Source organism: Heyndrickxia oleronia (assembly GCF_017809215.1).
Taxonomy (GTDB): Bacteria; Bacillota; Bacilli; order Bacillales; family Bacillaceae_C; genus Heyndrickxia; species Heyndrickxia oleronia.
Window position 1 is genome coordinate 124,708 of the sequence record NZ_CP065424.1, and the last position, 26,306, is coordinate 151,013.

The following is a 26,306-nucleotide window of genomic DNA, read 5'->3' on the forward strand; positions in this document are numbered from 1 at the left end:
GGTATAACCTGTAGACTGAAAGGGAGGTAGGCCCCTTGATAGATGTTAATAATTTTGAGTATATGAAAATTGGTCTTGCTTCACCAGATAAAATCCGTTCTTGGTCATTTGGAGAAGTGAAAAAACCAGAAACCATTAACTATAGAACGTTAAAGCCGGAAAAAGACGGTCTATTTTGTGAGCGTATTTTCGGTCCTCAAAAGGATTGGGAATGTCACTGTGGTAAATACAAGCGTGTTAGATATAAAGGTGTAGTATGTGATCGTTGTGGAGTAGAGGTAACTCGTTCAAAGGTTCGTCGTGAACGTATGGGTCATATTGAACTTGCTGCTCCTGTATCACATATTTGGTATTTCAAAGGAATTCCAAGCCGTATGGGGCTTGTATTAGATATGTCTCCTCGTGCATTAGAAGAAGTAATTTACTTTGCATCTTATGTTGTAACGGAAACAGGAGATACACCTCTTGAGAAGAAACAATTGTTATCTGAAAAGGAATATCGTGCATATCGTGAAAAATATGGTACTAAGTTCCAAGCATCAATGGGAGCCGAAGCAGTAAAAAAACTTCTGCAGGATATTGATGTAAATAAAGAAGTAGATTCTTTAAAAGAAGAACTTAAAACAGCACAAGGCCAACGTCGTACAAGAGCAATTAAACGACTAGAGGTTTTAGAAGCATTTCGTCATTCTGGAAATGAGCCTGATTGGATGATTCTTGATGTTCTACCTGTCATTCCTCCAGAATTAAGACCAATGGTTCAATTAGAAGGTGGCCGTTTTGCTACATCTGATTTAAACGATTTATACCGTCGTGTTATAAACCGGAATAACCGATTAAAACGACTTTTAGATCTTGGTGCACCTAGCATCATCGTTCAAAATGAAAAACGTATGCTTCAAGAAGCAGTAGATGCTTTAATCGATAATGGACGTCGTGGTCGTCCTGTTACAGGACCTGGTAACCGTCCATTGAAATCTCTTTCACATATGTTGAAAGGGAAACAAGGACGTTTCCGTCAAAACCTTCTTGGTAAACGTGTTGACTATTCTGGTCGTTCTGTAATTGTTGTAGGACCGAATTTAAAAATGTATCAATGTGGTCTTCCAAAAGAAATGGCTATTGAATTATTTAAGCCATTTGTTATGAAAGAACTTGTTGAAAAAGGGTTAGCACACAATATTAAGAGTGCGAAGAGAAAAATTGAACGTCTTCAACCAGAAGTTTGGGATGTTTTAGAAGAGGTTATTAGAGAGCATCCAGTTCTATTAAACCGTGCCCCAACATTGCATAGATTAGGTATTCAAGCTTTTGAACCAACACTTGTTGAAGGACGTGCAATTCGTTTGCATCCACTTGTATGTACTGCCTATAACGCAGACTTCGATGGGGACCAAATGGCTGTCCACGTTCCTCTTTCAGCAGAAGCTCAAGCTGAAGCTCGTCTATTGATGTTGGCAGCTCAAAATATCTTGAACCCTAAAGATGGTAAGCCAGTAGTTACTCCATCACAGGATATGGTATTAGGTAACTATTACTTAACTTTAGAACGTGAAGGTGCTGTTGGTGAAGGTAAAATTTTCAAAGATATTAATGAAGCCCTTCTTGCTTATCAAAACGGTTATGTTCATTTGCATACACGTATTGCTGTACATGCAAGTTCGGTTAACAACCAAACGTTTACAGAAGAGCAAAAGACAAAGCTACTTATTACTACAGTTGGTAAATTAATTTTCAATGAAATATTACCAGAATCATTCCCGTACATGAATGAACCAACAAAGACAAATTTAGAAGAAAAAACTCCTGAAAAGTACTTTGTTGATACTGATACAAACGTTAAGGAACATATTAGTAAACAACCTATTATTAAACCGTTTATTAAGAAATTCCTTGGAAATATAATTGCTGAGGTCTTTAAACGATTCCAAATCACTGAAACATCAAAAATGCTTGACCGCATGAAGGATTTAGGATTTAAATACTCAACTAAAGCTGGTATTACGGTTGGGGTAGCAGATATTGTTGTATTAGGTGAAAAAGAGCAGATTCTGCATGAAGCTCAAGGAAAAGTTGATAATGTTATGAAACAATTCCGCCGTGGCTTGATCACAGAAGAGGAGCGCTATGACCGTGTAATCTCTATCTGGAGTGCTGCGAAGGATACAATTCAAGGTAAGTTAATGGAATCATTGGATAAACGAAATCCGATCTTCATGATGAGTGATTCCGGTGCCCGTGGTAACGCATCAAACTTTACCCAACTAGCAGGTATGCGTGGGCTGATGGCCAACCCAGCTGGTCGTATTATTGAGTTACCAATTAAATCAAGTTTCCGTGAAGGTCTAACGGTATTGGAATACTTTATTTCAACGCACGGTGCTCGTAAAGGTCTTGCGGATACAGCGTTAAAAACAGCCGATTCTGGTTACTTAACACGTCGTCTTGTAGACGTTGCTCAGGATGTAATTGTTCGTGAAGATGATTGTGGTACTGACAGAGGACTACTTGTTGGTTCATTAAAAGAAGGTACAGAAATTATTGAAACGTTAGAAGAACGTCTAATTGGTCGATATGCAAGAAAAGCAATCAAACATCCTGAAACAGGTCAAGTGATTGTTCCGGAAAACGGTTTGATTACGGAAGACTTATCAAAAGATGTTGTAAATGCAGGAATCGAAGAAGTATGGATTCGTTCAGCCTTTACATGTAATACAAGACATGGTGTATGTAAAAAATGTTATGGCCGCAACTTAGCAACTGGTCAAGAGGTTGAAGTAGGTGAGGCAGTTGGTATTATCGCTGCTCAATCAATCGGGGAACCTGGAACACAGTTAACAATGCGTACATTCCATACTGGTGGGGTTGCCGGAGATGATATCACTCAAGGTTTACCTCGTATTCAAGAATTATTTGAAGCGAGAAATCCGAAAGGTCAATCTGTCATTTCAGAAATTGATGGTGTGGTAACAGCCATTAATGAAGGTAGAGACCGTCAGCAAGAAATTGTTGTTCAAGGTGAAGTTGAATCGCGCACATATCACGCACCATATACATCACGCTTGAAAGTTGCAATAGACAGTAGAGTAGAACGAGGACAAGAATTAACAGAAGGATCTATTGATCCGAAAGAGCTATTAAAAGTTCGTGATGTAAATTCTGTTCAAGAATACTTACTTAAAGAAGTACAAAAGGTTTATCGTATGCAAGGGGTAGAAATTGGAGATAAACATATCGAAGTAATGGTACGTCAAATGCTTCGTAAAGTTCGTGTAAACAATGCAGGAGATACGGATGTATTACCTGGTTCATTATTAGATATTCACCAATTCACTGATGCAAATGAGAAGGCCATTTTAGAAGGGAAGCTTCCTGCAACAGGTCGTCCAGTTTTATTAGGGATTACAAAAGCATCCCTTGAAACAGATTCCTTCTTATCTGCTGCTTCCTTCCAAGAAACAACACGTGTCTTAACAGATGCTGCTATTAAAGGAAAACGCGATGAGCTTCTAGGATTAAAGGAAAATGTTATTATCGGTAAACTAGTTCCTGCGGGAACAGGAATGCAACGTTATCGTAAAGCGGAACCACATATTCCTGTTGTTGAAGAAGAAGTAACAGTAGAGTAAATATGAAGCCGGTATTTATTACCGGCTCATATATCATTTTTATTTTAATAACGTGTTGACATTAATAATTGAAAATGGTACTATATTCAAGGTGCTTCAATCATAAACCCTGTTACTTTGGAGGATATGAAAAATGTCTTATGAAAAAGTATTGCAGGCGAAACAAGTGATTGTGGGAACAAAACAAACAGTTAAAGCTCTAAAAACTGCGAACGTGGATGAACTAATTATTGCAAAGGATGCTGATCCTATTGTAATTGAAAAGGTAGTTCAGGTTGCTAATGATATGAATATACCGATTAATCAAGTAGATTCTATGAAGAAGCTTGGTAAGGTATGTGGAATAGAAGTTGGGGCTGCTGCTGTTGCAGTTATTTATTAAAACTGTTTTTGCAGATAAATATCCTGCAAAAACTTTGTTTTTGCTTTAAAATGAACCACCTGGATGTGTGGGCTTAAACAAAATTGGAAGGGAGGATATTCAAATGCCTACTATTAATCAGTTAGTACGTAAACCTCGTAAATCAAAAATCACAAAGTCTAAGTCTCCAGCACTTAACAAAGGCTATAACAGCTTCAAAAAAGTGAATACAGACTTATCTTCACCACAAAAACGTGGTGTTTGTACTCGTGTTGGTACAATGACTCCAAAGAAACCGAACTCAGCGTTACGTAAATATGCTCGTGTTCGTTTAACAAACGGTATTGAGGTTACAGCATACATTCCTGGTATTGGTCACAATTTACAAGAACACAGCGTTGTATTAATTCGCGGTGGACGTGTAAAAGACTTACCAGGGGTACGTTATCATATTGTTCGTGGTGCTCTTGATACTGCGGGTGTTGATAGCCGTAGACAAGGACGTTCAAAATATGGTACTAAGCGTCCAAAAGAGAAAAAATAATTTAACACAAATATAACCCTTTCTGAAAGGAGGAAATACAATGCCACGTAAAGGCCCTGTTGCAAAAAGAGACGTATTACCGGATCCGATGTATAATTCAAAATTAGTTACTCGTTTAATTAACAAAATGATGGTAGACGGTAAGAGAGGTAAGTCTCAAACAATTCTTTACTCATCATTTGATATTATTCGTGAACGTACAGGAAAAGATCCAATGGAAGTGTTTGATCAAGCACTTAAAAACATCATGCCTGTTCTTGAAGTAAGAGCACGTCGTGTAGGTGGTGCTAACTATCAAGTTCCTGTAGAAGTTCGTCCTGAACGTCGTACTACTTTAGGTCTTCGTTGGTTAGTAAACTATGCTCGTCTTCGTGGAGAAAAAACGATGGAAGAGCGTTTAGCTAACGAAATCCTTGATGCAGCAAACAACACTGGTGCTGCGGTTAAGAAACGTGAAGATACTCATAAGATGGCGGAAGCAAACAAAGCGTTTGCTCACTATCGTTGGTAATCTAACCTTCATTTTCAACCAAAAAACTATATTCTCATATTAGGAAGGAGAAAAAACCAATGAAAAGAGAGTTCTCCTTAGAAAATACTCGTAATATTGGTATCATGGCACACATTGATGCTGGTAAAACGACTACAACTGAGCGTATTCTTTATTACACTGGTAAAATCCATAAGATTGGTGAAACTCATGAAGGTGCATCTCAAATGGACTGGATGGAGCAAGAACAAGAACGTGGGATTACTATTACATCAGCTGCAACAACAGCATCTTGGAAAGGTAATCGCGTAAACATTATCGATACACCAGGACACGTAGACTTCACAGTTGAAGTTGAACGTTCTCTTCGTGTACTTGATGGTGCAGTAACTGTTCTTGATGCACAATCTGGGGTTGAACCTCAAACAGAAACTGTTTGGCGTCAAGCAACAACATACGGAGTACCTCGTATTGTATTCGTTAATAAAATGGATAAAATCGGGGCTGACTTCTTATATTCTGTTGGAACAATTCATGACCGTTTGCAAGCAAACGCTCATCCTATTCAATTACCAATCGGTGCTGAAGATCAATTCGAAGGTATTATTGACCTTATTGAAATGAAAGCAACTATGTATGGTAATGATTTAGGAACTGAAATTGAAGTTGTTGAGATTCCTGAAGAATATAAAGAGCAGGCTGAAACTTATAGAGAAAAATTAATTGAAGCAGTAGCTGAACTAGATGAAGAGTTAATGGAAAAATACCTTGGTGGCGAAGAGCTTACAAATGAAGAGATCAAAGCTGCTATCCGTAAAGGTACAGTTAACGTAGAATTCTATCCTGTTCTATGTGGTACTGCATTCAAAAACAAAGGTGTTCAATTAATGCTTGATGCTGTTATTGACTATCTTCCATCTCCATTAGATGTACCAGCTATTAAAGGTACTCGTCCTGATTCTGATGAAGAAGTCAATAAGCATGCAGATGATGATGAGCCATTTGCAGCTTTAGCATTTAAAGTTATGACTGACCCTTACGTTGGTAAATTAACGTTCTTCCGTGTATATTCTGGTACATTAGCATCAGGTTCTTATGTACAGAACTCTACAAAAGGAAAGCGTGAGCGTGTTGGACGTATCCTTCAAATGCACGCAAACCACCGTGAAGAAATTTCAGAAGTACATGCTGGAGACATTGCAGCTGCTGTTGGTTTGAAAGATACAACTACTGGTGACACTCTATGTGATGAAAAAGATTTAGTTATCTTAGAATCTATGGAGTTCCCTGAACCAGTTATCCAATTGTCTGTAGAACCTAAGTCAAAAGCTGACCAAGATAAAATGACTACAGCATTACAAAAACTTCAAGAGGAAGACCCTACATTCCGCGCACATACTGACCAAGAAACTGGACAAGTTATCATTGCTGGTATGGGTGAGCTTCACTTAGATATCCTTGTTGATCGTATGAAACGCGAATTCAAGGTAGAAGCTAATGTTGGTGCACCTCAGGTTGCTTATCGTGAAACTTTCCGTACTAGTGCACAAGTACAAGGTAAGTTCGCACGTCAATCTGGTGGTCGTGGACAATACGGGGATGTTTGGATTGAGTTCTCTCCAAATGAAGAAGGTAAAGGCTTTGAGTTCGAAAATGCAATCGTTGGTGGGGTTGTTCCTCGTGAATACATTCCAGCAGTTCAAGCGGGTCTTGAAGATGCATTAGAGCGTGGGGTTCTTGCTGGATTCCCACTAGTTGATATCAAAGCAAAACTATATGATGGTTCATACCATGATGTAGACTCAAGTGAGATGGCATTTAAAATTGCTGCATCACTTGCATTGAAAAACGCTGCTTCGAAATGTAACCCTGTAATCCTTGAACCTACAATGAAGGTTGAAGTAGTTATCCCTGAAGATTATTTAGGAGATATTATGGGACAAATTACAGCTCGTCGTGGACGTGTAGAAGGTATGGAAGCTCGTGGTAATGCACAAGTTGTTCGTGCGATGGTTCCACTTTCTGAAATGTTTGGTTATGCAACTGCACTTCGTTCTAGTACACAAGGTCGTGGAGTATTCTCAATGCACTTTGATCACTATGAAGAAGTACCAAAAGCAATTGCTGAAGAAATTATCAAAAAAAATAAAGGTGAATAATTGATTTCTGAGCCTTTATAAAGTATAACTACTATATATGATATATGATTGCTTTAAAGATGAGCGCTCATCTTTAAAGCAACATATAAATACTTATAATTATAAATATTAAGGAGGATTTCCTAATGGCTAAAGCGAAATTTGATCGTTCTAAAACACATGCTAATATTGGTACAATTGGTCACGTTGACCATGGTAAAACTACTTTAACTGCAGCAATCACTACAGTTCTTGCAAAAACTGGTGGTGCAGAAGCTCGCGCTTATGACCAAATCGATGGTGCTCCAGAAGAACGTGAACGTGGTATCACAATCAATACTGCGCACGTAGAATATGAAACTGCAACTCGTCACTATGCACACGTTGACTGCCCAGGACACGCTGACTATGTTAAAAACATGATCACTGGTGCTGCTCAAATGGACGGTGGTATCCTAGTAGTATCTGCTGCTGATGGTCCAATGCCACAAACTCGTGAGCACATCCTACTTTCTCGTAACGTAGGTGTACCATACCTAGTAGTATTCTTAAACAAATGTGATATGGTAGATGACGAAGAATTATTAGAATTAGTAGAAATGGAAGTTCGTGACCTTCTATCTGAATATGGTTTCCCTGGAGACGATGTTCCTGTAATCAAAGGTTCTGCTCTTAAAGCACTTGAAGGAGACCCAGTTTGGGAAGAAAAAATCACTGAATTAATGGCTGCAGTTGATGAATTCATTCCAACTCCAGAACGTGACAATGAAAAACCATTCATGATGCCTGTTGAGGATGTATTCTCAATCACAGGTCGTGGAACAGTTGCTACTGGCCGTGTTGAACGTGGTCAAGTAAAAGTTGGTGACGTTGTAGATATCATCGGTTTAGCTGAAGAAGCAAAATCTACAACTGTAACTGGTGTTGAAATGTTCCGTAAACTTCTTGACTATGCAGAAGCTGGAGATAACATTGGTGCACTTCTTCGTGGGGTTGCTCGTGAAGAAATCCAACGTGGTCAAGTTCTTGCAAAGCCAGGAACAATCACTCCACATACTGAATTTAAAGCAGAAGTTTATGTATTATCTAAAGAAGAAGGTGGACGTCACACTCCATTCTTCTCAAACTATCGTCCACAATTCTATTTCCGTACTACAGATGTAACTGGTATCGTTCATCTTAACGAAGGTACTGAAATGGTAATGCCTGGCGATAACACTGAAATGAATGTTGAACTTATTTCACCAATCGCGATCGAAGAAGGAACTCGTTTCTCAATTCGTGAAGGTGGACGTACTGTAGGTTCAGGCGTTGTAACTTCAATCTCTAAATAATATATTTAGACTAAATAAAAAGCAGACGGTGACGATCGTCTGCTTTTTTTATTTGAAATTGATACATATAACGACAGTAATATTGCGTTTTTCTGTTCAGTTATCTACTCAAATCTTTGTAACTATAATCTTAAAGTCTATGCTTTTATACTCTAATGAAAACATGAGGGATTTGAGAAATTGATTAAGGTTAAAGAATTATTAAATTACAACAATTTAAGTATTGCTTGAACAACTTAGCATATGCATGTATAATTGAAAAAGTGTTAAAAACCCAAATAAATCACTATTATAGTATTGCATTACCTAAATGTTTTATGTATAATAGAGAATGTTGGTCTTTGACTGCGATGATGTGGGAGGTTGCTGACACACCCGGCCGCTTTGCCATGGCGCGTGTGTGGGAAATTTCCACGGAGAATGTCTATTATAAAAATAGGCGATAAAGGAGGGAAAATAATGGCAAAACAAAAAATTCGTATTCGTTTAAAAGCTTATGATCATAGAATCCTTGATCAATCTGCAGAAAAAATCGTTGAAACAGCGAAAAGATCTGGTGCTAGCGTGTCTGGTCCGATTCCGCTTCCAACTGAAAAGTCTGTATACACAATTTTACGTGCGGTGCACAAATACAAAGATTCTCGTGAACAATTCGAAATGCGCACTCATAAGCGTCTAATCGACATCGTTAACCCTACTCCTCAAACAGTAGATTCATTGATGCGTTTAGATTTGCCATCCGGTGTGGATATTGAAATTAAACTATAGTAAATAAAATGTTAATTATATTAGGAGGTGTGACTCATGACCAAAGGAATCTTAGGAAGAAAAATAGGTATGACGCAAATATTTGCTGAGAATGGTGATTTAATTCCAGTAACTGTTGTTGAAGCTGCTCCAAACGTTGTTCTTCAAAAGAAAACTATCGAAACTGATGGTTACGAAGCAATTCAATTAGGTTTCGAAGACAAACGTGAAAAGTTAGCTAACAAACCTGAAAAAGGTCATGTATCAAAAGCAAATACTGCTCCTAAGCGCTTCATTCGCGAATTCGACGCAGTAAACTCTAGTGAGTATGAAATTGGTCAAGAAGTCAAAGTTGATATTTTTGCAGAAGGTGACATCGTAGATGTGACTGGAATTTCTAAAGGTAAAGGATTCCAAGGTGTAATTAAACGTCATGGACAATCTCGTGGACCTATGGCTCACGGATCTCGTTACCATCGTCGCCCTGGATCTATGGGTCCTGTTGCTCCAAACCGTGTATTTAAACAAAAAGCATTACCTGGTCGCATGGGTGGAGAACAAATTACGATTCAAAACTTAGAAATTGTCAAAGTTGACGCAGAACGCAATCTTATCCTAGTTAAGGGTAATGTTCCTGGTCCTAAAAAAGCATTGCTTAAAATCAAAACAGCGATTAAAGCAAAGTAGATTAATTACAAGGAAAGGAGGAAACAGGAATGCCGAAAGTAGCTCTATATAACCAAAGCGGATCTAAAGTTGGAGATATCGAACTAAATGATTCAGTTTTTGGTATTGAACCAAATGAAAGTGTATTGTTCGACGCTATCGTGATGCAAAGAGCATCATTACGTCAAGGAACAAGCAAAGTAAAAAATCGCTCTGAAGTTAGCGGCGGTGGTCGTAAACCATGGCGTCAAAAAGGTACTGGTCGTGCCCGTCAAGGATCTATTCGTTCACCACAATGGCGTGGTGGTGGTACTGTATTCGGTCCAGTTCCACGTAGCTATAGCTACAAATTACCTAAAAAGGTACGTCGTTTAGCAATTAAATCTGCATTATCTACTAAAGTTTTAGAAGAAAAAATTCTTGTATTAGAATCTCTTTCTTTTGCAGCGCCTAAAACAAAAGAATTTGCAGCAGTATTAAATAGTCTATCTGTTGGTAAAAAAGCTCTAGTAGTTACAGATGGTTCTGATGTAAATGTTGCCCTTTCAGCTCGTAATATCCCTGGTATTACTGTTGTTGAAGCAAATGGCATTAACGTTTTAGATGTGGTTTCTCATGATCAATTGATCATTACCAAAGCCGCTGTTGAAAAAGTAGAGGAGGTGCTTGGATAATGGATGTACGTGATATCATTAAGCGCCCTGTCATCACTGAACGTTCAACTGATGTAATGGCTGATAAAAAGTATACTTTTGAAGTTGACGTAAGAGCTAATAAAACACAAGTGAAAGATGCTGTTGAGGCAATCTTTGGTGTGAAAGTAGCGAAAGTAAACGTTATGAACTACAAAGGTAAGTTTAAACGCATGGGTCGTCATGCTGGTTACACTAACAAGCGCCGTAAAGCAATTGTTACTTTAACTGCTGATAGTAAAGAAATCGAATTTTTCGAGGTTTAATATTAAATAATGTAATTTGAAGAGGAGGGAAAAAAATGGCGATCAAAAAATACAAACCTACCTCTAACGGACGTCGTGGTATGACTGTATCTGATTTTGCGGAAATCACAACTGATAAGCCGGAAAAATCATTGCTTGCACCACTTAAAAGCAAAGGCGGCCGTAATAACCAAGGTAAGTTAACAGTTCGTCATCAAGGTGGCGGCCATAAGCGTCAATACCGTATTATCGACTTCAAACGTGATAAAGATGGTATACCAGGACGCGTTGCCACAATTGAGTATGATCCAAACCGTTCATCTAATATTGCTTTAATTAATTATGTGGATGGAGAAAAACGCTACATCTTAGCTCCTAAAAACCTTAAGGTTGGTATGGAAGTAGTATCTGGTCCTGAAAGTGATATCAAGGTTGGTAATGCATTACCACTTTCAAATATCCCTGTAGGTACAGTTATCCACAATATCGAATTAAAACCTGGTAAAGGTGGACAATTAGTTCGTTCTGCAGGTACATCTGCACAAGTTCTTGGTAAAGAAGGTAAATATGTACTTGTACGTTTAAACTCTGGTGAAGTTCGTATGATTCTTGCTACTTGCCGTGCTACTGTAGGTCAAGTTGGTAATGAACAACACGAATTAATCAACATTGGTAAAGCAGGTCGTTCTCGTTGGTTAGGTAAACGCCCAACTGTACGTGGATCTGTAATGAACCCTAATGACCATCCACATGGTGGTGGTGAAGGACGTGCTCCAATCGGACGTAAGTCACCAATGACTCCATGGGGTAAACCAACACTTGGTTATAAAACTCGTAAGAAGAAGAATAAATCTGATAAGTTTATTGTGCGTCGTCGCAAAAAATAACTCGGGTTGAACTACGGTTCGGCTTTAGGGCCGTAGCGCAATCACGAAAGGAGGTTCGATCATGGGTCGCAGCTTAAAAAAAGGACCTTTTGTTGATGAACATTTAATGAAAAAGGTTGAAGTTCTAAACGAGTCTGATAAAAAACAAGTAGTTAAAACTTGGTCTCGTCGTTCTACAATCTTCCCAGCATTCATCGGACACACGATTGCTGTTTATGATGGACGTAAACACGTACCTGTATATGTGACTGAAGATATGGTAGGTCATAAGCTTGGTGAATTTGCACCAACTCGTACTTATAAAGGTCACGCAAGTGATGATAAGAAAACAAGACGCTAATTGAGAGGAGGGCATCCTGATGCAAGCTAAAGCTGTTGCAAGAACAGTTCGTATTGCTCCTCGTAAAGTACGATTAGTTGTCGATCTAATACGAGGCAAGCAAGTAGGAGAAGCTGTTGCTATTTTAAACTTAACACCAAAAGCAGCTTCACCAGTTGTAGAAAAAGTTTTAAAATCTGCTATTGCGAATGCAGAGCATAACTATGATATGGATATCAATAACCTAGTTGTAACTGAGGCTTATGTGAACGAAGGACCAACACTTAAACGTTTCCGTCCACGTGCACAAGGACGTGCAAGCCAAATCCTTAAACGTACTAGCCACATTACAGTTGTGGTATCAGAAAAGAAGGAGGGATAATTCGTGGGTCAAAAAGTAAATCCTATAGGTTTACGTATCGGAGTTATTCGTGACTGGGAATCTAAATGGTACGCTGAAAAAGACTATGCAGATCTTTTACATGAAGACTTAAAGGTACGTAAATATATCGAAAAACGCTTAAGCGATGCTTCTGTATCTGGTGTTGAAATCGAACGTGCTGCGAATCGTATCAACATTACAATCCGTACTGCAAAACCAGGAATGGTTATCGGTAAAGGTGGTACTGAAGTAGAAGCTTTAAGAAAAGCACTAAATTCATTAACTGGCAAACGTGTACACATCAATATCGTTGAAATCAAAAAAGCTGATATCGATGCGAAATTAGTAGCTGAAAATATTGCTCGTCAATTAGAAAACCGTGTATCTTTCCGTCGTGCTCAAAAGCAAGCAATCCAACGTGCGATGCGTGCTGGTGCAAAAGGAATCAAAACACAAGTTTCTGGACGTCTTGGTGGAGCAGATATTGCGCGTGCTGAACATTACAGCGAAGGAACAGTTCCACTTCATACACTTCGTGCTGATATTGATTATGCACATGCAGAAGCAGACACAACTTACGGTAAACTTGGAGTAAAAGTTTGGATCTACCGTGGAGAGGTTCTTCCTGCGAAGAAAAAATCTGAGGAAGGAGGAAAATAATCATGTTATTACCTAAACGCGTAAAATATCGCCGCGAACATCGTGGGAAAATGCGTGGACGTGCTAAAGGTGGCACTGAAGTAGCATTTGGTGAATATGGATTACAAGCAGTTGAAGCTTCTTGGATTACAAACAGACAAATTGAAGCTGCTCGTATTGCAATGACACGTTATATGAAACGTGGCGGTAAAGTGTGGATTAAAATCTTCCCTCACAAGCCATATACTGCAAAACCTTTAGAAGTACGTATGGGTTCCGGTAAAGGGGCACCTGAAGGTTGGGTAGCAGTTGTAAAGCCAGGTAAAATTATGTTTGAAATTGCTGGAGTATCTGAAGAGGTAGCTCGTGAAGCACTTCGTCTTGCATCACATAAACTTCCAATCAAATGTAAGTTTGTAAAACGAGAAGAAATTGGTGGTGAAACAAATGAAGGCTAATGAAATTCGTGATTTAACCACTGCCGAAATTGAACAAAAAGTAAAATCTCTTAAAGAAGAACTATTTAATCTACGTTTCCAGTTAGCTACTGGACAACTTGAAAATACAGCTCGCATCCGTGAAGTACGTAAGGCGATTGCTCGTATGAAAACAGTAATCCGTGAGAGAGAGATCGGCGTAAACAATCGATAAAGAGAGGAGGTTTTCTGAAAATGAGTGAACGGAACCAACGTAAAGTTTATACAGGACGTGTTGTATCTGACAAAATGGATAAAACAATCACTGTTCTTGTAGAAACATATAAAAAGCACTCACTTTACGGCAAACGCGTGAAATACTCTAAGAAGTTTAAAGCACACGATGAGCAAAATGAAGCAAAAATCGGCGATATCGTTCGCATTATGGAAACACGCCCACTATCAGCGACAAAACGTTTCCGTCTTGTTGAAGTCGTTGAGAAGGCTGTTATTATCTAATAAATGTTTCGGATACTATTTCCGAAGGGAGGTAAACCATAATGATTCAACAAGAATCTCGTTTAAAAGTTGCTGACAACTCTGGTGCAAGAGAAGTTTTAACAATCAAAGTTTTAGGTGGATCTGGACGTAAGACTGCTAATATCGGTGATATTATCGTATGTACAGTGAAACAAGCAACACCAGGAGGCGTTGTTAAAAAAGGTGAAGTTGTTAAGGCTGTAGTTGTTCGTACTAAGAGTGGTGTCCGCCGTCCGGATGGATCTTATATTCGTTTTGATGAAAATGCATGTGTAATTATCCGTGATGATAAGAGCCCTCGTGGAACTCGTATCTTCGGACCAGTTGCTCGTGAACTTCGTAACAACAACTTTATGAAAATCGTATCCTTAGCTCCGGAAGTTCTTTAATTATAAATGATTCGTAAACCAAGGAGGTGCGATTAAGATGCATGTTAAAAAAGGCGATAAAGTGATGGTTATCACTGGTAAAGATAAAGGGAAAACAGGTGTGATCCTAGCAGCTTTTCCTAAAAAAGACCGTGTAATCGTTGAAGGTGTAAACATCGTGAAAAAGCACTCTAAGCCTTCACAAGCTAATCCACAAGGTGGAATTGTTAACTTTGAAGCAGCTATTCACGTTTCTAATGTAATGTTATTAGACCCTAAAACAAACGAACCAACACGTGTTGGATATCAAGAAGTTAACGGTAAGAAAGTACGTGTAGCTAAAAAATCTGGTGAAGTTTTAGATAAATAGTCTTTAAATGAAGGGAGGTACACGACATGAACCGCCTAAAGGAAAAATTTGAAAAAGAATTGACACCTGCTTTAATGAGCAAGTTCAATTATAAATCAGTAATGCAAGTACCAAAAATTGAAAAAATCGTTATCAACATGGGTGTTGGTGATGCAGTTCAAAACGCAAAAGTATTAGATAATGCTGTTGAAGAACTATCAATCATCACTGGTCAAAAACCAGTTGTAACAAAAGCGAAAAATTCTATTGCAGGCTTCCGTCTTCGTGAAGGTATGCCTATCGGTGCGAAAGTTACACTTCGTGGCGAACGCATGTATCAATTTTTAGATAAACTAATTTCAGTTTCTCTACCACGTGTACGTGACTTCCGCGGGATCTCAAAGAAATCATTTGATGGTCGTGGAAACTATACACTTGGAGTAAAAGAACAGCTTATCTTCCCTGAGATTGATTACGATAAAGTAAGTAAAGTACGTGGTATGGATATCGTTATCGTAACAACTGCTAATACAGACGAAGAAGCTCGTGAACTATTAACACAATTCGGAATGCCATTCCAAAAGTAATCGCTAAAAGGGAGGCGAAAACGTGGCTAAAAAATCTATGATCGTGAAACAAAAGCGCACACCAAAGTTTGAAGTGCAAGCTTACACACGTTGCGAACGTTGTGGCCGTCCACACTCTGTAATTCGCAAATTCAAACTTTGCCGTATTTGTTTCCGTGAACTTGCATACAAGGGTCAAATTCCAGGCGTCAAAAAAGCTAGTTGGTAAACCCTAAATTGGGAAGGAGGTTAATATTATGGTAATGACAGATCCAATTGCAGATTTGCTTACTCGTATTCGTAATGCGAACATGGTACGTCACGAAAAATTAGAAGTTCCTGCTTCTAAAATCAAAAAAGAAGTTGCTGAAATTCTAAAGCGCGAAGGTTTTGTTCGTGATGTTGAATTTATCGAAGATAACAAACAAGGAATCATTCGGATCTTCTTGAAATATGGTGCAAACAATGAGCGTGTAATCACTGGTATTAAGCGTATTAGTAAACCTGGTTTACGCGTATATGCAAAAGCGAATGAGGTTCCTAAAGTACTTAACGGTCTTGGAATCGCAATCGTTTCTACTTCTCAAGGCGTTTTAACTGATAAAGACGCTCGTAACAAACAAGTTGGCGGAGAAGTATTAGCATACGTTTGGTAATATAAAGGCATGAATGGAGGTGCAAAAGAATGTCACGTGTAGGTAAAAAACCTATTGAAATTCCTTCTGGTGTAACTGTTACATTAGACGGAAATCATGTTACTGTTAAGGGTCCTAAAGGCGAGCTTACTCGCAGCTTTAACCCTGACATTACAATCAATATCGAAGAGAACGTAATTAACATTACTCGTCCAACTGATAATAAAGAGCATCGTGCATTACACGGTACAACTCGTGCGTTATTAGCGAATATGGTTGAGGGTGTTTCAAAAGGATTCGAAAAATCTTTAGAATTAATCGGGGTTGGATATCGTGCCCAAAAACAAGGTTCAAAACTTGTTCTTAACGTAGGTTATTCTCACCCAGTTGAATTCGAAGCAGAAGAAGGTCTTGAAATCGAAGTTCCTTCAAATACAAAAGTTATTGTAAAAGGTACTAGCAAAGAGCGCGTAGGTGCACTAGCTGCTAATATCCGTGGTGTTCGTCCGCCTGAACCTTATAAAGGAAAAGGAATTCGTTATGAAGGCGAATATGTACGTAGAAAAGAAGGTAAAACTGGTAAGTAATGCAGCGTAAGCAATAAGAAAGGAGTGACCTCGGGTGATCACTAAGCCAGATAAAAATAAGGTACGTAAGAAAAGACATGCTCGTGTACGTTCTAAATTAAGTGGTACATCGACTCGTCCTCGTTTAAACGTATATCGTTCTAACAAAAACATTTACGCTCAGTTGATCGATGATTTAAATGGTGTAACTTTAGCTAGTGCTTCTACATTAGATAAAGATTTAAACCTTGAATCTAACAGCAATATTGATGCAGCTCAAAAAGTGGGCGAATTGATTGCTAAGCGTGCAGTTGACAAAGGCTTTAAAGCTGTCGTGTTTGATCGTGGTGGATACCTCTATCATGGACGTATTAAAGCTCTTGCAGATGCAGCTCGTGAAAACGGCTTAGAATTTTAATAGAAAAAGGAGGGACAAATAGATGCGTCATATTGATCCTAACAAACTTGAGTTAGAAGAACGCGTTGTTACAGTTAACCGTGTTGCAAAAGTTGTTAAAGGTGGACGTCGTTTCCGTTTCTCAGCACTTGTAGTTGTAGGTGACAGAAATGGTCATGTAGGCTTTGGTACTGGTAAAGCTCAAGAAGTACCTGATGCAATTCGTAAAGCGGTTGAAGATGCAAAGAAAAACTTAGTAGAAGTAACTATTGTTGGAACTACTATTCCACATGAAGTTATTGGCCGCTTCGGTGCTGGTCAAATTCTAATGAAACCAGGTTCTCCGGGTACTGGAGTTATTGCTGGTGGTCCTGTTCGTGCGGTATTAGAATTAGGTGGGGTTGCAGATATTACATCTAAATCACTTGGTTCAAATACTCCAATTAACATGATCCGTGCTACTATCGACGGTATTAAACAATTAAAACGTGTTGAAGAAGTTGCTAAATTACGTAATAAATCAGTAGAAGAACTGTTAGGATAAGGAGGGATTTTAATGGCAAACAAATTAGCAATTACCCTCACTCGCAGCTTGATTGGTCGTCCACAAGATCAGCGTGAAACAGTTAAGGCTCTTGGTTTGCGCAAAACGAATCAAACTGTTGAGCATGAAGATAATGCCGCAATTCGAGGTATGGTCAATAAAGTTGCTCATCTCGTAACAGTAAAAGAACAGTAATAGAATTTACTTATACAAGGAGGTGCCGACAATGAAACTTCATGAATTAAAACCTGCTGAAGGTTCTCGTAAAGAGCGTAATCGTGTGGGTCGTGGTATTGGTTCAGGTAATGGAAAAACTGCTGGTAAAGGTCATAAAGGACAAAATGCTCGTTCTGGCGGTGGAGTACGTCCTGGCTTTGAAGGTGGTCAAACACCTTTATTCCGTCGTCTACCAAAACGCGGTTTCACAAACATTAACCGTAAAGATTATGCAATCGTGAATCTAGATGCTCTTAATCGTTTTGAAGATGGTACTGAAATCACACCGGTTCTTCTTATTGAAACAGGAGTAGTAAGCAAAGAGAAAGCAGGAATTAAAATTCTTGCAAATGGTAAGCTTGAGAAAAAATTAACAGTCAAAGCTCACAAATTCTCCTCTGCTGCTAAAGAAGCTATCGAAGCTGCTGGCGGACAAACTGAGGTGATTTAATGCTAAAGACAATCTCCAATTTTATGCGTGTGGGTGATATAAGGAAAAAAATTATATTCACCCTTTTAATGTTAATTGTGTTTAGGATAGGGACATTTATCCCAGTTCCTGGTGTAGATGCTCGTGCATTAGAGGCAAATGATACTTCTGGCTTTTTTAGTATTTTAAATACTTTTGGTGGTGGAGCGTTGTATCAGTTCTCCATCTTTGCCATGGGTATCATGCCTTATATCACAGCATCAATTATCATTCAGCTATTACAAATGGATGTTGTTCCAAAATTTACTGAATGGTCAAAGCAAGGGGAAGTTGGTCGACGTAAGTTAGCACAATTTACTAGATACTTCACTATTGTCCTTGGATTCATCGAAGCTCTTGGTATGTCATATGGATTTAATTCAATGACACAGGGTCAATTGATAAGTAATCCTGGTATAGGAACATATTTGACCATTGCCGTTGTATTAACAGCTGGTACGGCCTTTTTAATGTGGGTTGGTGAAGAGATTACAGCTAAAGGTGTAGGAAATGGTATTTCTATTATTATCTTGGCTGGTATCGTTGCCCGTATCCCTTCAGTTGTCCGTCAAATTTTTGAACAACAGCTAAGTAATGCTGGGAATCAGCTATTCATAAAAATTGTTGTTTTACTACTTATTGTGTTAGTTGTATTAGCAATTATCGTTGCCGTTGTATTTATTCAACAGGCATTAAGAAAAATTCCTATTCAATATGCACAACGTCTAGCAGGTCGTAATCCTGTGGGCGGTCAATCGACACACTTACCATTAAAAGTAAATGCAGCAGGTGTTATTCCAGTAATCTTTGCTGTTTCGTTTATCATTGCTCCTAGAACGATTGCATCCTTTTTTGGATCCAATGGTGTTACAGATACCATTCAATGGGTCTTTGACTATACGAAACCAGTTGGGATGATTATCTATGTTGCGTTAATTGTCGCTTTCACATATTTCTATGCGTTCGTACAAGTGAATCCTGAGCAGATGGCGGATAACCTCAAAAAGCAAGGCGGTTATATCCCTGGTATTCGTCCTGGTAAGAATACGAAAGAATATTTAACATCGGTGTTATATCGTTTAACATTTATTGGTTCTATATTCTTAGCTATTATATCAATCCTTCCAATTTTCTTTACAAGTGTTGCTGGCTTGCCACAAGCCGCACAAATTGGTGGAACGAGTTTACTAGTCGTTGTCGGTGTAGCTCTTGATACAATGAAACAATTAGAATCTCAACTTGTGAAACGTCATTATAAAGGCTTTATAAAATAAACTATAGTTTTAGGAACAAATTATGTTCCTAAAACTAAATGAAGAGTCTGAGGGGGAAGTACTGGTGAATTTAGTCTTAATGGGCCTTCCCGGTGCCGGTAAAGGAACACAAGCCGAAAAAATCGTAGATAAGTATGCAATCCCTCATATCTCAACTGGAGATATGTTCCGTGCTGCTATGAAAGAAGGAACAGAACTCGGCTTACAAGCAAAATCGTTTATGGACAAAGGTGAACTCGTTCCTGACGAAGTAACAATTGGTATTGTCCGTGAGCGTTTAAGTAAAGATGATTGTCAAAAAGGCTTTTTGCTAGATGGATTTCCAAGAACAGTTCCACAAGCAGAAGCTTTAGAAGCAATTCTTCAAGACTTAAACAAAAAAATAGACTACTGCATTAATATCAGTGTGGATAAAGATATTTTGATGGGAAGACTTACAGGTCGTCGCATTTGTAAAAATTGTGGTGCAACTTATCATCTTGAATTTAATCCACCAAAAGAAGCTGGTGTTTGTGATCGTTGTGGCGGTGAACTTTATCAACGCGCTGACGATAATGAAGAAACTGTTCAAAATCGTTTAGAAGTCAATATAAAGCAAACTCAACCTCTTCTTGATTATTATGCGGAAAAAGGCTATTTAAAAACGATTGATGGCGAACAGGACATCAATAAGGTTTTTGCAGACATCGATGTATTACTTGATCCTATTAAATAATAGGGTTTATAATAATTGGATGTAATTGCTGAAAAATTTATTCGCAAGTTTGATGCAATTCCTTCATATAAAGGGTATAATGGTTGACGTGGTATTTGTTCTAAGTCTTATTTAGGATTATTGCACGATAATTCCAGGTCATTTACGCTAAATGAAGGTGACATTTTAACAATAGATATGAATGGAGTATAGTTGTTATTCTGACTCTATATGTATATATCCTGTTGGTAAAATAGATGAAGAGACGCGGGATGCTCGCGGATGTGACAGAGGATTCTCTATCTTGGCTTAAATGAGTTAAAGCCTGGTGTGCGTCTTTCGAACATCTCTCATGCGATTCAAACATTTGTAGAAAATCATGGCTTTTCTATCGTTCGCGAGTATGCCGGACATGGGATTGGTCAAGAATTACATGAAGACCCACTATTACCTCATTATGGACCGCCTACCATAGGCACTCGCGTAAAAGTGGTATAAGTTTATAGTCCATAAATGTAAGAAGAAGGGAGACGGGTTCGATGGCGAAAGACGATGTTATCGAGGTTGAAGGTACTGTTAGTGAAACATTGCCAAATGCAATGTTTAAAGTAGAATTAGAGAATGGCCACACTGTTCTCGCACATGTTTCCGGAAAAATAAGAATGCATTTTATTCGAATTTTACCTGGAGATAAAGTGACAGTTGAACTTTCTCCATATGATTTAACGCGCGGTAGAATTACGTATCGTTTCAAATAATAATGCACTCCGTACTGTTAAGGAGGTAAAACAGATGAAAGTCAGACCATCAGTCAAACCAATTTGTGAAAAGTGTAAAATCATTCGCAGAAATGGTAAAGTAATGGTTATTTGTGAAAACCCTAAACATAAACAAAAACAAGGATAATAATGAAGGAGGTGCGCATATTTTATGGCACGTATTGCAGGTGTAGACATTCCACGTGATAAACGTGTAGTGATCTCTTTAACTTATGTCTATGGTATTGGTAAACCAACTGCCCAAAAAATCTTAGCCGAAGCGGGTGTATCTGAAGATACTCGTGTTCGTGATTTAACTGAAGAAGAGTTAAATAAAATTCGTGATATCATTGACAAATTGAAGGTAGAAGGTGACCTTCGTCGTGAAGTTTCTTTAAACATCAAACGTTTAATGGAAATCGGTTCTTACCGTGGTCTTCGTCATCGTCGTGGATTACCAGTTCGTGGACAAAACACGAAAAACAATGCACGTACTCGTAAAGGTCCTCGTAAGACTGTAGCAGGTAAAAAGAAATAATAAGTAAAGGAGGTTTCATAGTCGTATGGCACGTAAAACAAACACTCGTAAACGTCGTGTGAAAAAGAATATAGAAACAGGTATTGCACACATTCGTTCTACATTTAATAATACAATTGTAACTATTACAGATTCTCATGGTAATGCTCTTTCATGGTCTAGTGCCGGTGCTCTAGGTTTCAAAGGTTCTCGTAAATCTACTCCATTTGCAGCTCAAATGGCAGCTGAAACTGCAGCTAAAGCATCTATGGAACATGGAATGAAAACTCTTGAAGTAACTGTTAAAGGACCTGGTGCAGGTCGTGAAGCTGCTATTCGTGCGCTTCAAGCTGCTGGTCTTGAAGTAACAGCTATTAAAGATGTTACGCCGGTACCTCATAATGGTTGCCGCCCACCAAAACGCCGCCGTGTTTAATTTTTTCTGTATAGAATTTGTATCCATGTCAATAATGGGATATGATATGCATAAATTTTCAAAACAGAAATGATTAATCCAGTTGTTGTGCACAAACGGGAATGTAAACATGGGGAATTTCGGTTAGGTCGATAAAAATTTGTCTTGCCGGGGTTTCGACGTTTTGAAGGAGGGTAAATTGAATGATTGAAATCGAAAAGCCAAAAATTGAAACGGTTGAGGTCAACGATGACGCAAGTTTTGGAAAGTTCGTCGTAGAGCCACTTGAGCGTGGATATGGTACTACTTTGGGTAACTCCTTACGTCGTATCCTACTATCCTCACTTCCAGGTGCAGCTGTCACGTCTATTCAAATAGATGGTGTCATGCATGAGTTCTCAACAATTGAAGGCGTCGTTGAAGATGTAACATCAATTATTCTAAACATTAAAAAGCTAGCATTGAAAATATACTCTGACGAAGAAAAGACGCTTGAAATTAATGTGCAAGGAGAAGGAGTCGTAACAGCAGCAGATATTACACATGATAGCGATGTAGAAATTCTTAATCCGGATCTTTATATTGCTACGCTTGGAAAAAATGCTCACTTCCGCATGCGTATGTCAGCTGTAACTGGTCGCGGTTATACACCTGCTGAACAGAATAAACGCGAAGATCTTCCAATTGGTGTGATTCCGATTGATTCCATTTATACACCTGTACAACGTGTCAACTATCAAGTTGAAAATACACGTGTAGGTCAAGTGTCAAACTTTGATAAGCTTTCACTTGATGTATGGACAGATGGAAGCATTGGTCCAAAGGAAGCAATATCCCTTGGTGCAAAAATTCTTACTGAGCACTTAAATATTTTCGTTGGATTAACTGATGAAGCACAAAATGCTGAAATCATGGTTGAAAAAGAAGAAGATCAGAAGGAAAAAGTTCTTGAGATGACTATTGAAGAGCTTGATCTCTCCGTTCGTTCTTACAACTGCCTAAAACGTGCAGGAATCAATACTGTTCAGGAATTAGCTAATAAGACTGAAGAAGATATGATGAAGGTACGTAACTTAGGTCGTAAGTCTTTAGAGGAAGTAAAAGCAAAGTTAGATGAACTTGGCTTAGGCTTACGTAAAGACGATTGATATTACGATATAAAATATAATAACTTCAACAAGGGAGGGAAACTTCATGTCTTACAGAAAACTAGGACGTACTAGTGCGCAACGTAAAGCGTTACTTCGCGATTTAACAACAGATCTTATCATCAACGAGCGCATCGAAACGACTGAAGCTCGTGCGAAAGAGTTACGCTCAGTTGTTGAGAAAATGATTACTCTTGGTAAACGTGGTGATCTTCATGCACGTCGTCAAGCTGCTGCATACATTCGTCATGAAATTGCAAATGCAGAAACAAACCAAGATGCTGTTCAAAAATTATTCGCTGATATCGCTCCACGTTATCAAGAACGCCAAGGTGGATATACTCGTATCATGAAACTTGGACCTCGTCGTGGTGACGGTGCACCAGTAGTAATTATTGAATTAGTGTAATAAAATATTTATTCTAAAAGGGCAGGACAGTTAGTTATAACTGCTTCTATGCCCTTTTTTTTACAAAACTCATTTCTAGAATTTTGTAAAACTAGATTTATGTAAATTCATTATTCAAACATGAATTTAAATAATGCGATGTATTGAAGCTAATAGAGTGTTACGATGGGTAGACATTGTCTATTACGTCTAGCTCCTTGCATCCCTCTCCATCTCTATTTATATAGAGAAGTTTGTGACCAGGGAAGTGTTGATTTCCCCAGGAGAGGGGTGCAGGCTTTTTTATTTTGTATCTTTATTAAGGGTATTTTTGATTAGGTTGTTGTTCATGAGGGTAGGCATCTTAATACAACTGATATAAGTTTGTTTCATCTTATCGACAAGTCGAGTCAGTGATATCTTTAAAAATGAGGAGAAAAATAGTTATTGCATTTATAGATGATTATCTTGTTGTAAGGGGGCTTGGAAATGGTGAGACAGATTATTTCTATTGAACATGTTTTCTATCGTTATCCAGGACAAGATCCATATGTTCTAAAAGATATATCATTATCCATCAATGAAGGGGAATGGTTAGCGATTGTGGGGCATAATGGCTCAGGCAAGTCAACTTTGGCTAAGATGCTTAATGGTCTGCACTATCCAGAAAAAGGGGAAGTTAGGATAGATACTCTTCCATTAACAGAAGAAACAGTGTGGGAGATTAGAAAACAAATAGGTATGGTTTTTCAAAATCCTGATAATCAGTTTGTTGGAACAACTGTACAAGATGATGTGGCTTTTGGTTTGGAAAATAACGGGGTCCCACAAAATATTATGGTGGAGAGAGTAAATCATGCCTTGGAAAGAGTAAATATGCATTCGTTTCTCGATCAAGAGCCACACCATTTATCAGGTGGACAAAAACAAAGGGTAGCTATTGCTGGAGTCATTGCTCTACAGCCCAAAGTAATCATTTTGGACGAGGCCACTTCTATGCTTGATCCTAAGGGGCGTAAAGAGGTTTTGGAGACGATATTTGAGTTGAAAGAGGAATTAGGACTAACGGTTATATCCATTACACATGATCTGGAAGAAGCATCAAAGGCTGATCGCATTGTTGTGTTAAATAAAGGTGAAGTTTATAACGAAGGAACTCCGATGGAGATCTTCCAAATGCAAGAAGAATTAATTGAGCTAGGATTAGATATTCCCTTTTCAATTAAAATGGGCAAAGAGTTAGAGAAACAAGGGTTTACATTAGAGAAAAATTACTTAACGGAAAATGAATTGGTGGATGCACTATGGACATTACACTTGAACAAGTAGAGTACAGATATCAGGCAAATACACCTTTTGAAAGACTAGCTATCAAAAATATCAATCTCACTATCCCTTCAGGAAAATTTATTGCAATTATTGGACATACTGGATCTGGTAAGTCCACCCTTTTACAGCACTTAAATGCTCTATTACAGCCAACTAATGGCATAGTAAAAATTGGGGAAACAGTGATTCATTCAGATAAAAAGGAAAAGGCACTTCGTCATGTTCGTCAAAAGGTAGGAATTGTTTTTCAATTTCCGGAGCATCAACTATTTGAGGAGACTGTTGAAAAGGATATATGCTTTGGACCGATGAACTTTGGTGTGAGTAAGGATGAGGCAATAAAGCGTGCAAAGGAATTAATTGTTCAGGTTGGTTTAACTGAAGAGACTTTGTCAAAATCACCATTTGATTTATCAGGTGGGCAGATGCGCCGTGTGGCAATTGCTGGGGTTTTAGCAATGGATCCTGATGTATTAGTTCTTGATGAACCAACTGCAGGATTAGACCCAAGGGGTCGAAAAGAAATTATGGATATGTTTTATCAACTTCATAAGGAAAAGGGCCTGTCAACTGTACTTGTCACCCATAGTATGGAGGACGCAGCGAAGTATGCAGATGAACTTGTTATCATGCATCAAGGGGAGATTAAACGTAGAGGGACACCTAGAGATATTTTTTCAAATCCAGATGAATTAATTTCATTAGGATTGAACGTGCCCGATGTTGTCCATTTTCAATATTTGCTTGAAGAAAGAATGAACAAACGGCTCGGAAAAACTTGCTTAACGATTGAGGAACTAGCGAGTGTTCTCAAGGAGTTCAACATTAGGGGTGAACGACCATGATGGAGAAAATGATTATTGGTCGTTATGTTCCGACAGATTCGATGATCCATCGACTTGATCCACGTTCTAAATTGATTTTTGTCTTTGCTTTTATTTGTATAGTGTTTTTAGCTAATAACTTAGTAACTTATGGGATTTTAGTGGTCTTTACCATTCTTCTTATTTTGCTTTCTAAAATACCCTTTAGTTTCTTTTTAAAAGGATTGAAGCCGATACTATGGTTAATTCTATTTACCTTGTTTTTACATCTTTTCTTTACAAAACAAGGTAGTTTGATTTTTCATTTAGGCTTTGTAAAAATCTATGAAGAAGGTGTAAGGCAAGGGGTTTTTATTTCTCTCCGCTTTATGCTATTAATTTTCGTAACTTCCTTGATGACATTAACAACAACACCAATTTCATTAACGGATGGATTAGAAACTTTATTACATCCTTTAAAGAAAATAAAATTTCCTGTTCATGAGCTTGCTTTGATGATGTCTATTTCATTGCGCTTTATTCCTACATTAATGGATGAAACAGATAAGATAATGAAGGCACAAATGGCAAGAGGAGTGGACTTCTCTGGTGGTCCTATTAAAGATCGAGTAAAGGCAATTATTCCTTTACTTATCCCACTTTTCATTAGCTCGTTTAAACGTGCTGAGGAATTAGCGATTGCAATGGAGGCAAGAGGATACCGAGGGGGAGAAGGCAGAACGAAGTTTCGATTACTAGCTTGGAAAAAGGCTGATTGGGTAGTCTTATTCATTCTATTTGCCTTAGCAGGAGTTTTAATTATTTTTAGAGCGTGAGGGAA

At 38.3% G+C, this 26,306-nt stretch carries 39 protein-coding genes; all 39 read left to right on the forward strand.

Annotation, left to right across the window (positions count from 1 at the left end; translation table 11 throughout):
* Positions 1 to 35 precede the first annotated feature (35 nt).
* The gene (gene rpoC / locus I5818_RS00640; protein ID WP_058005958.1) at positions 36 to 3,629 is read left to right on the forward strand and encodes a DNA-directed RNA polymerase subunit beta'; all 3,594 of its coding nucleotides are present in this window, start codon (positions 36 to 38) and stop codon (positions 3,627 to 3,629) included.
* 133 nt (positions 3,630 to 3,762) lie between these two features.
* Positions 3,763 to 4,011 (forward strand): 50S ribosomal protein L7ae-like protein, encoded by a 249-nt coding sequence (locus tag I5818_RS00645; RefSeq protein ID WP_058005959.1) that lies wholly within the window; start codon positions 3,763 to 3,765, stop codon positions 4,009 to 4,011.
* A gap of 103 nt (positions 4,012 to 4,114) precedes the next feature.
* A complete protein-coding gene (gene rpsL, locus I5818_RS00650) occupies positions 4,115 to 4,534 on the forward strand; it encodes a 30S ribosomal protein S12 (protein ID WP_058005960.1) in 420 nt (139 codons plus the stop codon).
* 40 nt (positions 4,535 to 4,574) lie between these two features.
* Positions 4,575 to 5,045 carry a 30S ribosomal protein S7 gene (gene rpsG, locus I5818_RS00655; protein WP_058005961.1) on the forward strand — a complete coding sequence of 157 codons (471 nt, stop codon included), beginning with the start codon at positions 4,575 to 4,577 and terminating at the stop codon, positions 5,043 to 5,045.
* 59 nt (positions 5,046 to 5,104) lie between these two features.
* On the forward strand, positions 5,105 to 7,183 hold the full coding sequence (gene fusA, locus I5818_RS00660) for an elongation factor G (protein ID WP_058005962.1): 2,079 nt from the start codon (positions 5,105 to 5,107) through the stop codon (positions 7,181 to 7,183).
* A gap of 125 nt (positions 7,184 to 7,308) precedes the next feature.
* Positions 7,309 to 8,496: an elongation factor Tu gene (tuf, locus tag I5818_RS00665; RefSeq protein ID WP_058005963.1), complete on the forward strand. Its 1,188-nt coding sequence runs from the start codon at positions 7,309 to 7,311 to the stop codon at positions 8,494 to 8,496.
* A gap of 459 nt (positions 8,497 to 8,955) precedes the next feature.
* On the forward strand, positions 8,956 to 9,264 hold the full coding sequence (gene rpsJ, locus I5818_RS00670) for a 30S ribosomal protein S10 (RefSeq protein ID WP_025729837.1): 309 nt from the start codon (positions 8,956 to 8,958) through the stop codon (positions 9,262 to 9,264).
* A 36-nt stretch (positions 9,265 to 9,300) separates the two neighbouring features.
* Positions 9,301 to 9,930: a 50S ribosomal protein L3 gene (rplC, locus tag I5818_RS00675; RefSeq protein WP_058005964.1), complete on the forward strand. Its 630-nt coding sequence runs from the start codon at positions 9,301 to 9,303 to the stop codon at positions 9,928 to 9,930.
* Between the two features lie 29 nt (positions 9,931 to 9,959).
* Entirely contained in the window at positions 9,960 to 10,583 is a 624-nt protein-coding gene (gene rplD, locus I5818_RS00680) for a 50S ribosomal protein L4 (RefSeq protein ID WP_071976256.1), read from the forward strand.
* On the forward strand, positions 10,583 to 10,867 hold the full coding sequence (rplW, locus tag I5818_RS00685) for a 50S ribosomal protein L23 (protein WP_071976257.1): 285 nt from the start codon (positions 10,583 to 10,585) through the stop codon (positions 10,865 to 10,867). The genes rplD and rplW overlap by 1 nt, the downstream gene beginning before the upstream one ends.
* A gap of 35 nt (positions 10,868 to 10,902) precedes the next feature.
* Entirely contained in the window at positions 10,903 to 11,733 is an 831-nt protein-coding gene (gene rplB, locus I5818_RS00690; RefSeq protein WP_058005967.1) for a 50S ribosomal protein L2, read from the forward strand.
* Between the two features lie 61 nt (positions 11,734 to 11,794).
* Positions 11,795 to 12,073 (forward strand): 30S ribosomal protein S19, encoded by a 279-nt coding sequence (gene rpsS, locus I5818_RS00695; protein WP_071976258.1) that lies wholly within the window; start codon positions 11,795 to 11,797, stop codon positions 12,071 to 12,073.
* Between the two features lie 19 nt (positions 12,074 to 12,092).
* Positions 12,093 to 12,434 carry a 50S ribosomal protein L22 gene (rplV, locus tag I5818_RS00700; RefSeq protein WP_058005969.1) on the forward strand — a complete coding sequence of 114 codons (342 nt, stop codon included), beginning with the start codon at positions 12,093 to 12,095 and terminating at the stop codon, positions 12,432 to 12,434.
* Between the two features lie 3 nt (positions 12,435 to 12,437).
* Entirely contained in the window at positions 12,438 to 13,094 is a 657-nt protein-coding gene (gene rpsC / locus I5818_RS00705; RefSeq protein WP_058005970.1) for a 30S ribosomal protein S3, read from the forward strand.
* 2 nt (positions 13,095 to 13,096) lie between these two features.
* Positions 13,097 to 13,531, forward strand: coding sequence for a 50S ribosomal protein L16 (gene rplP, locus I5818_RS00710; protein WP_058005971.1), 435 nt, complete (start codon positions 13,097 to 13,099; stop codon positions 13,529 to 13,531).
* Positions 13,521 to 13,724: a 50S ribosomal protein L29 gene (rpmC, locus tag I5818_RS00715; protein ID WP_003351417.1), complete on the forward strand. Its 204-nt coding sequence runs from the start codon at positions 13,521 to 13,523 to the stop codon at positions 13,722 to 13,724. Before rplP ends, rpmC begins: the two co-directional genes overlap by 11 nt.
* A gap of 20 nt (positions 13,725 to 13,744) precedes the next feature.
* Positions 13,745 to 14,008: a 30S ribosomal protein S17 gene (gene rpsQ, locus I5818_RS00720; RefSeq protein WP_058005972.1), complete on the forward strand. Its 264-nt coding sequence runs from the start codon at positions 13,745 to 13,747 to the stop codon at positions 14,006 to 14,008.
* A gap of 41 nt (positions 14,009 to 14,049) precedes the next feature.
* The gene (rplN, locus tag I5818_RS00725) at positions 14,050 to 14,418 is read left to right on the forward strand and encodes a 50S ribosomal protein L14 (protein WP_058005973.1); all 369 of its coding nucleotides are present in this window, start codon (positions 14,050 to 14,052) and stop codon (positions 14,416 to 14,418) included.
* A 37-nt stretch (positions 14,419 to 14,455) separates the two neighbouring features.
* Positions 14,456 to 14,767 carry a 50S ribosomal protein L24 gene (gene rplX, locus I5818_RS00730; RefSeq protein ID WP_058005974.1) on the forward strand — a complete coding sequence of 104 codons (312 nt, stop codon included), beginning with the start codon at positions 14,456 to 14,458 and terminating at the stop codon, positions 14,765 to 14,767.
* Between the two features lie 26 nt (positions 14,768 to 14,793).
* Complete coding sequence (gene rplE, locus I5818_RS00735) at positions 14,794 to 15,333, forward strand: 50S ribosomal protein L5 (RefSeq protein WP_058005975.1); 540 nt, start codon at positions 14,794 to 14,796, stop codon at positions 15,331 to 15,333.
* A gap of 22 nt (positions 15,334 to 15,355) precedes the next feature.
* Positions 15,356 to 15,541, forward strand: coding sequence for a type Z 30S ribosomal protein S14 (locus tag I5818_RS00740; RefSeq protein WP_055737812.1), 186 nt, complete (start codon positions 15,356 to 15,358; stop codon positions 15,539 to 15,541).
* A 28-nt stretch (positions 15,542 to 15,569) separates the two neighbouring features.
* A complete protein-coding gene (gene rpsH / locus I5818_RS00745) occupies positions 15,570 to 15,968 on the forward strand; it encodes a 30S ribosomal protein S8 (RefSeq protein ID WP_058005976.1) in 399 nt (132 codons plus the stop codon).
* A 29-nt stretch (positions 15,969 to 15,997) separates the two neighbouring features.
* Complete coding sequence (gene rplF, locus I5818_RS00750) at positions 15,998 to 16,534, forward strand: 50S ribosomal protein L6 (RefSeq protein WP_078109863.1); 537 nt, start codon at positions 15,998 to 16,000, stop codon at positions 16,532 to 16,534.
* A 34-nt stretch (positions 16,535 to 16,568) separates the two neighbouring features.
* Positions 16,569 to 16,931, forward strand: a complete 363-nt coding sequence (gene rplR, locus I5818_RS00755; RefSeq protein ID WP_078109864.1) for a 50S ribosomal protein L18 — start codon at positions 16,569 to 16,571, stop codon at positions 16,929 to 16,931.
* Between the two features lie 22 nt (positions 16,932 to 16,953).
* Positions 16,954 to 17,454 carry a 30S ribosomal protein S5 gene (gene rpsE / locus I5818_RS00760; RefSeq protein ID WP_058005979.1) on the forward strand — a complete coding sequence of 167 codons (501 nt, stop codon included), beginning with the start codon at positions 16,954 to 16,956 and terminating at the stop codon, positions 17,452 to 17,454.
* A gap of 12 nt (positions 17,455 to 17,466) precedes the next feature.
* Positions 17,467 to 17,649 carry a 50S ribosomal protein L30 gene (gene rpmD / locus I5818_RS00765; RefSeq protein ID WP_058005980.1) on the forward strand — a complete coding sequence of 61 codons (183 nt, stop codon included), beginning with the start codon at positions 17,467 to 17,469 and terminating at the stop codon, positions 17,647 to 17,649.
* 31 nt (positions 17,650 to 17,680) lie between these two features.
* Positions 17,681 to 18,121, forward strand: a complete 441-nt coding sequence (gene rplO / locus I5818_RS00770; RefSeq protein ID WP_058005981.1) for a 50S ribosomal protein L15 — start codon at positions 17,681 to 17,683, stop codon at positions 18,119 to 18,121.
* The gene (gene secY, locus I5818_RS00775) at positions 18,121 to 19,413 is read left to right on the forward strand and encodes a preprotein translocase subunit SecY (RefSeq protein WP_078109865.1); all 1,293 of its coding nucleotides are present in this window, start codon (positions 18,121 to 18,123) and stop codon (positions 19,411 to 19,413) included. The genes rplO and secY overlap by 1 nt, the downstream gene beginning before the upstream one ends.
* A 64-nt stretch (positions 19,414 to 19,477) precedes the next feature.
* The gene (locus I5818_RS00780; RefSeq protein ID WP_078109866.1) at positions 19,478 to 20,128 is read left to right on the forward strand and encodes an adenylate kinase; all 651 of its coding nucleotides are present in this window, start codon (positions 19,478 to 19,480) and stop codon (positions 20,126 to 20,128) included.
* A gap of 273 nt (positions 20,129 to 20,401) precedes the next feature.
* Positions 20,402 to 20,605 (forward strand): M24 family metallopeptidase, encoded by a 204-nt coding sequence (locus I5818_RS25925; RefSeq protein ID WP_078109867.1) that lies wholly within the window; start codon positions 20,402 to 20,404, stop codon positions 20,603 to 20,605.
* Between the two features lie 41 nt (positions 20,606 to 20,646).
* Positions 20,647 to 20,865, forward strand: coding sequence for a translation initiation factor IF-1 (gene infA / locus I5818_RS00790; protein ID WP_058005984.1), 219 nt, complete (start codon positions 20,647 to 20,649; stop codon positions 20,863 to 20,865).
* Between the two features lie 34 nt (positions 20,866 to 20,899).
* Positions 20,900 to 21,013, forward strand: coding sequence for a 50S ribosomal protein L36 (gene rpmJ, locus I5818_RS00795; RefSeq protein WP_058005985.1), 114 nt, complete (start codon positions 20,900 to 20,902; stop codon positions 21,011 to 21,013).
* A 24-nt stretch (positions 21,014 to 21,037) separates the two neighbouring features.
* Positions 21,038 to 21,403, forward strand: a complete 366-nt coding sequence (gene rpsM, locus I5818_RS00800; RefSeq protein WP_058005986.1) for a 30S ribosomal protein S13 — start codon at positions 21,038 to 21,040, stop codon at positions 21,401 to 21,403.
* A 25-nt stretch (positions 21,404 to 21,428) separates the two neighbouring features.
* Positions 21,429 to 21,818, forward strand: a complete 390-nt coding sequence (rpsK, locus tag I5818_RS00805) for a 30S ribosomal protein S11 (protein WP_058005987.1) — start codon at positions 21,429 to 21,431, stop codon at positions 21,816 to 21,818.
* Positions 21,819 to 22,000: 182 nt separating this feature from the next.
* On the forward strand, positions 22,001 to 22,945 hold the full coding sequence (locus I5818_RS00810) for a DNA-directed RNA polymerase subunit alpha (protein ID WP_078109868.1): 945 nt from the start codon (positions 22,001 to 22,003) through the stop codon (positions 22,943 to 22,945).
* A 46-nt stretch (positions 22,946 to 22,991) separates the two neighbouring features.
* Positions 22,992 to 23,354, forward strand: coding sequence for a 50S ribosomal protein L17 (gene rplQ, locus I5818_RS00815; protein ID WP_058005989.1), 363 nt, complete (start codon positions 22,992 to 22,994; stop codon positions 23,352 to 23,354).
* A 468-nt stretch (positions 23,355 to 23,822) separates the two neighbouring features.
* Positions 23,823 to 24,662: an energy-coupling factor ABC transporter ATP-binding protein gene (locus I5818_RS00820; protein WP_078109869.1), complete on the forward strand. Its 840-nt coding sequence runs from the start codon at positions 23,823 to 23,825 to the stop codon at positions 24,660 to 24,662.
* Complete coding sequence (locus I5818_RS00825; RefSeq protein WP_078109870.1) at positions 24,638 to 25,507, forward strand: energy-coupling factor ABC transporter ATP-binding protein; 870 nt, start codon at positions 24,638 to 24,640, stop codon at positions 25,505 to 25,507. The genes I5818_RS00820 and I5818_RS00825 overlap by 25 nt, the downstream gene beginning before the upstream one ends.
* Entirely contained in the window at positions 25,504 to 26,301 is a 798-nt protein-coding gene (locus tag I5818_RS00830; protein ID WP_071976259.1) for an energy-coupling factor transporter transmembrane component T family protein, read from the forward strand. The genes I5818_RS00825 and I5818_RS00830 overlap by 4 nt, the downstream gene beginning before the upstream one ends.
* Positions 26,302 to 26,306 lie beyond the last annotated feature (5 nt).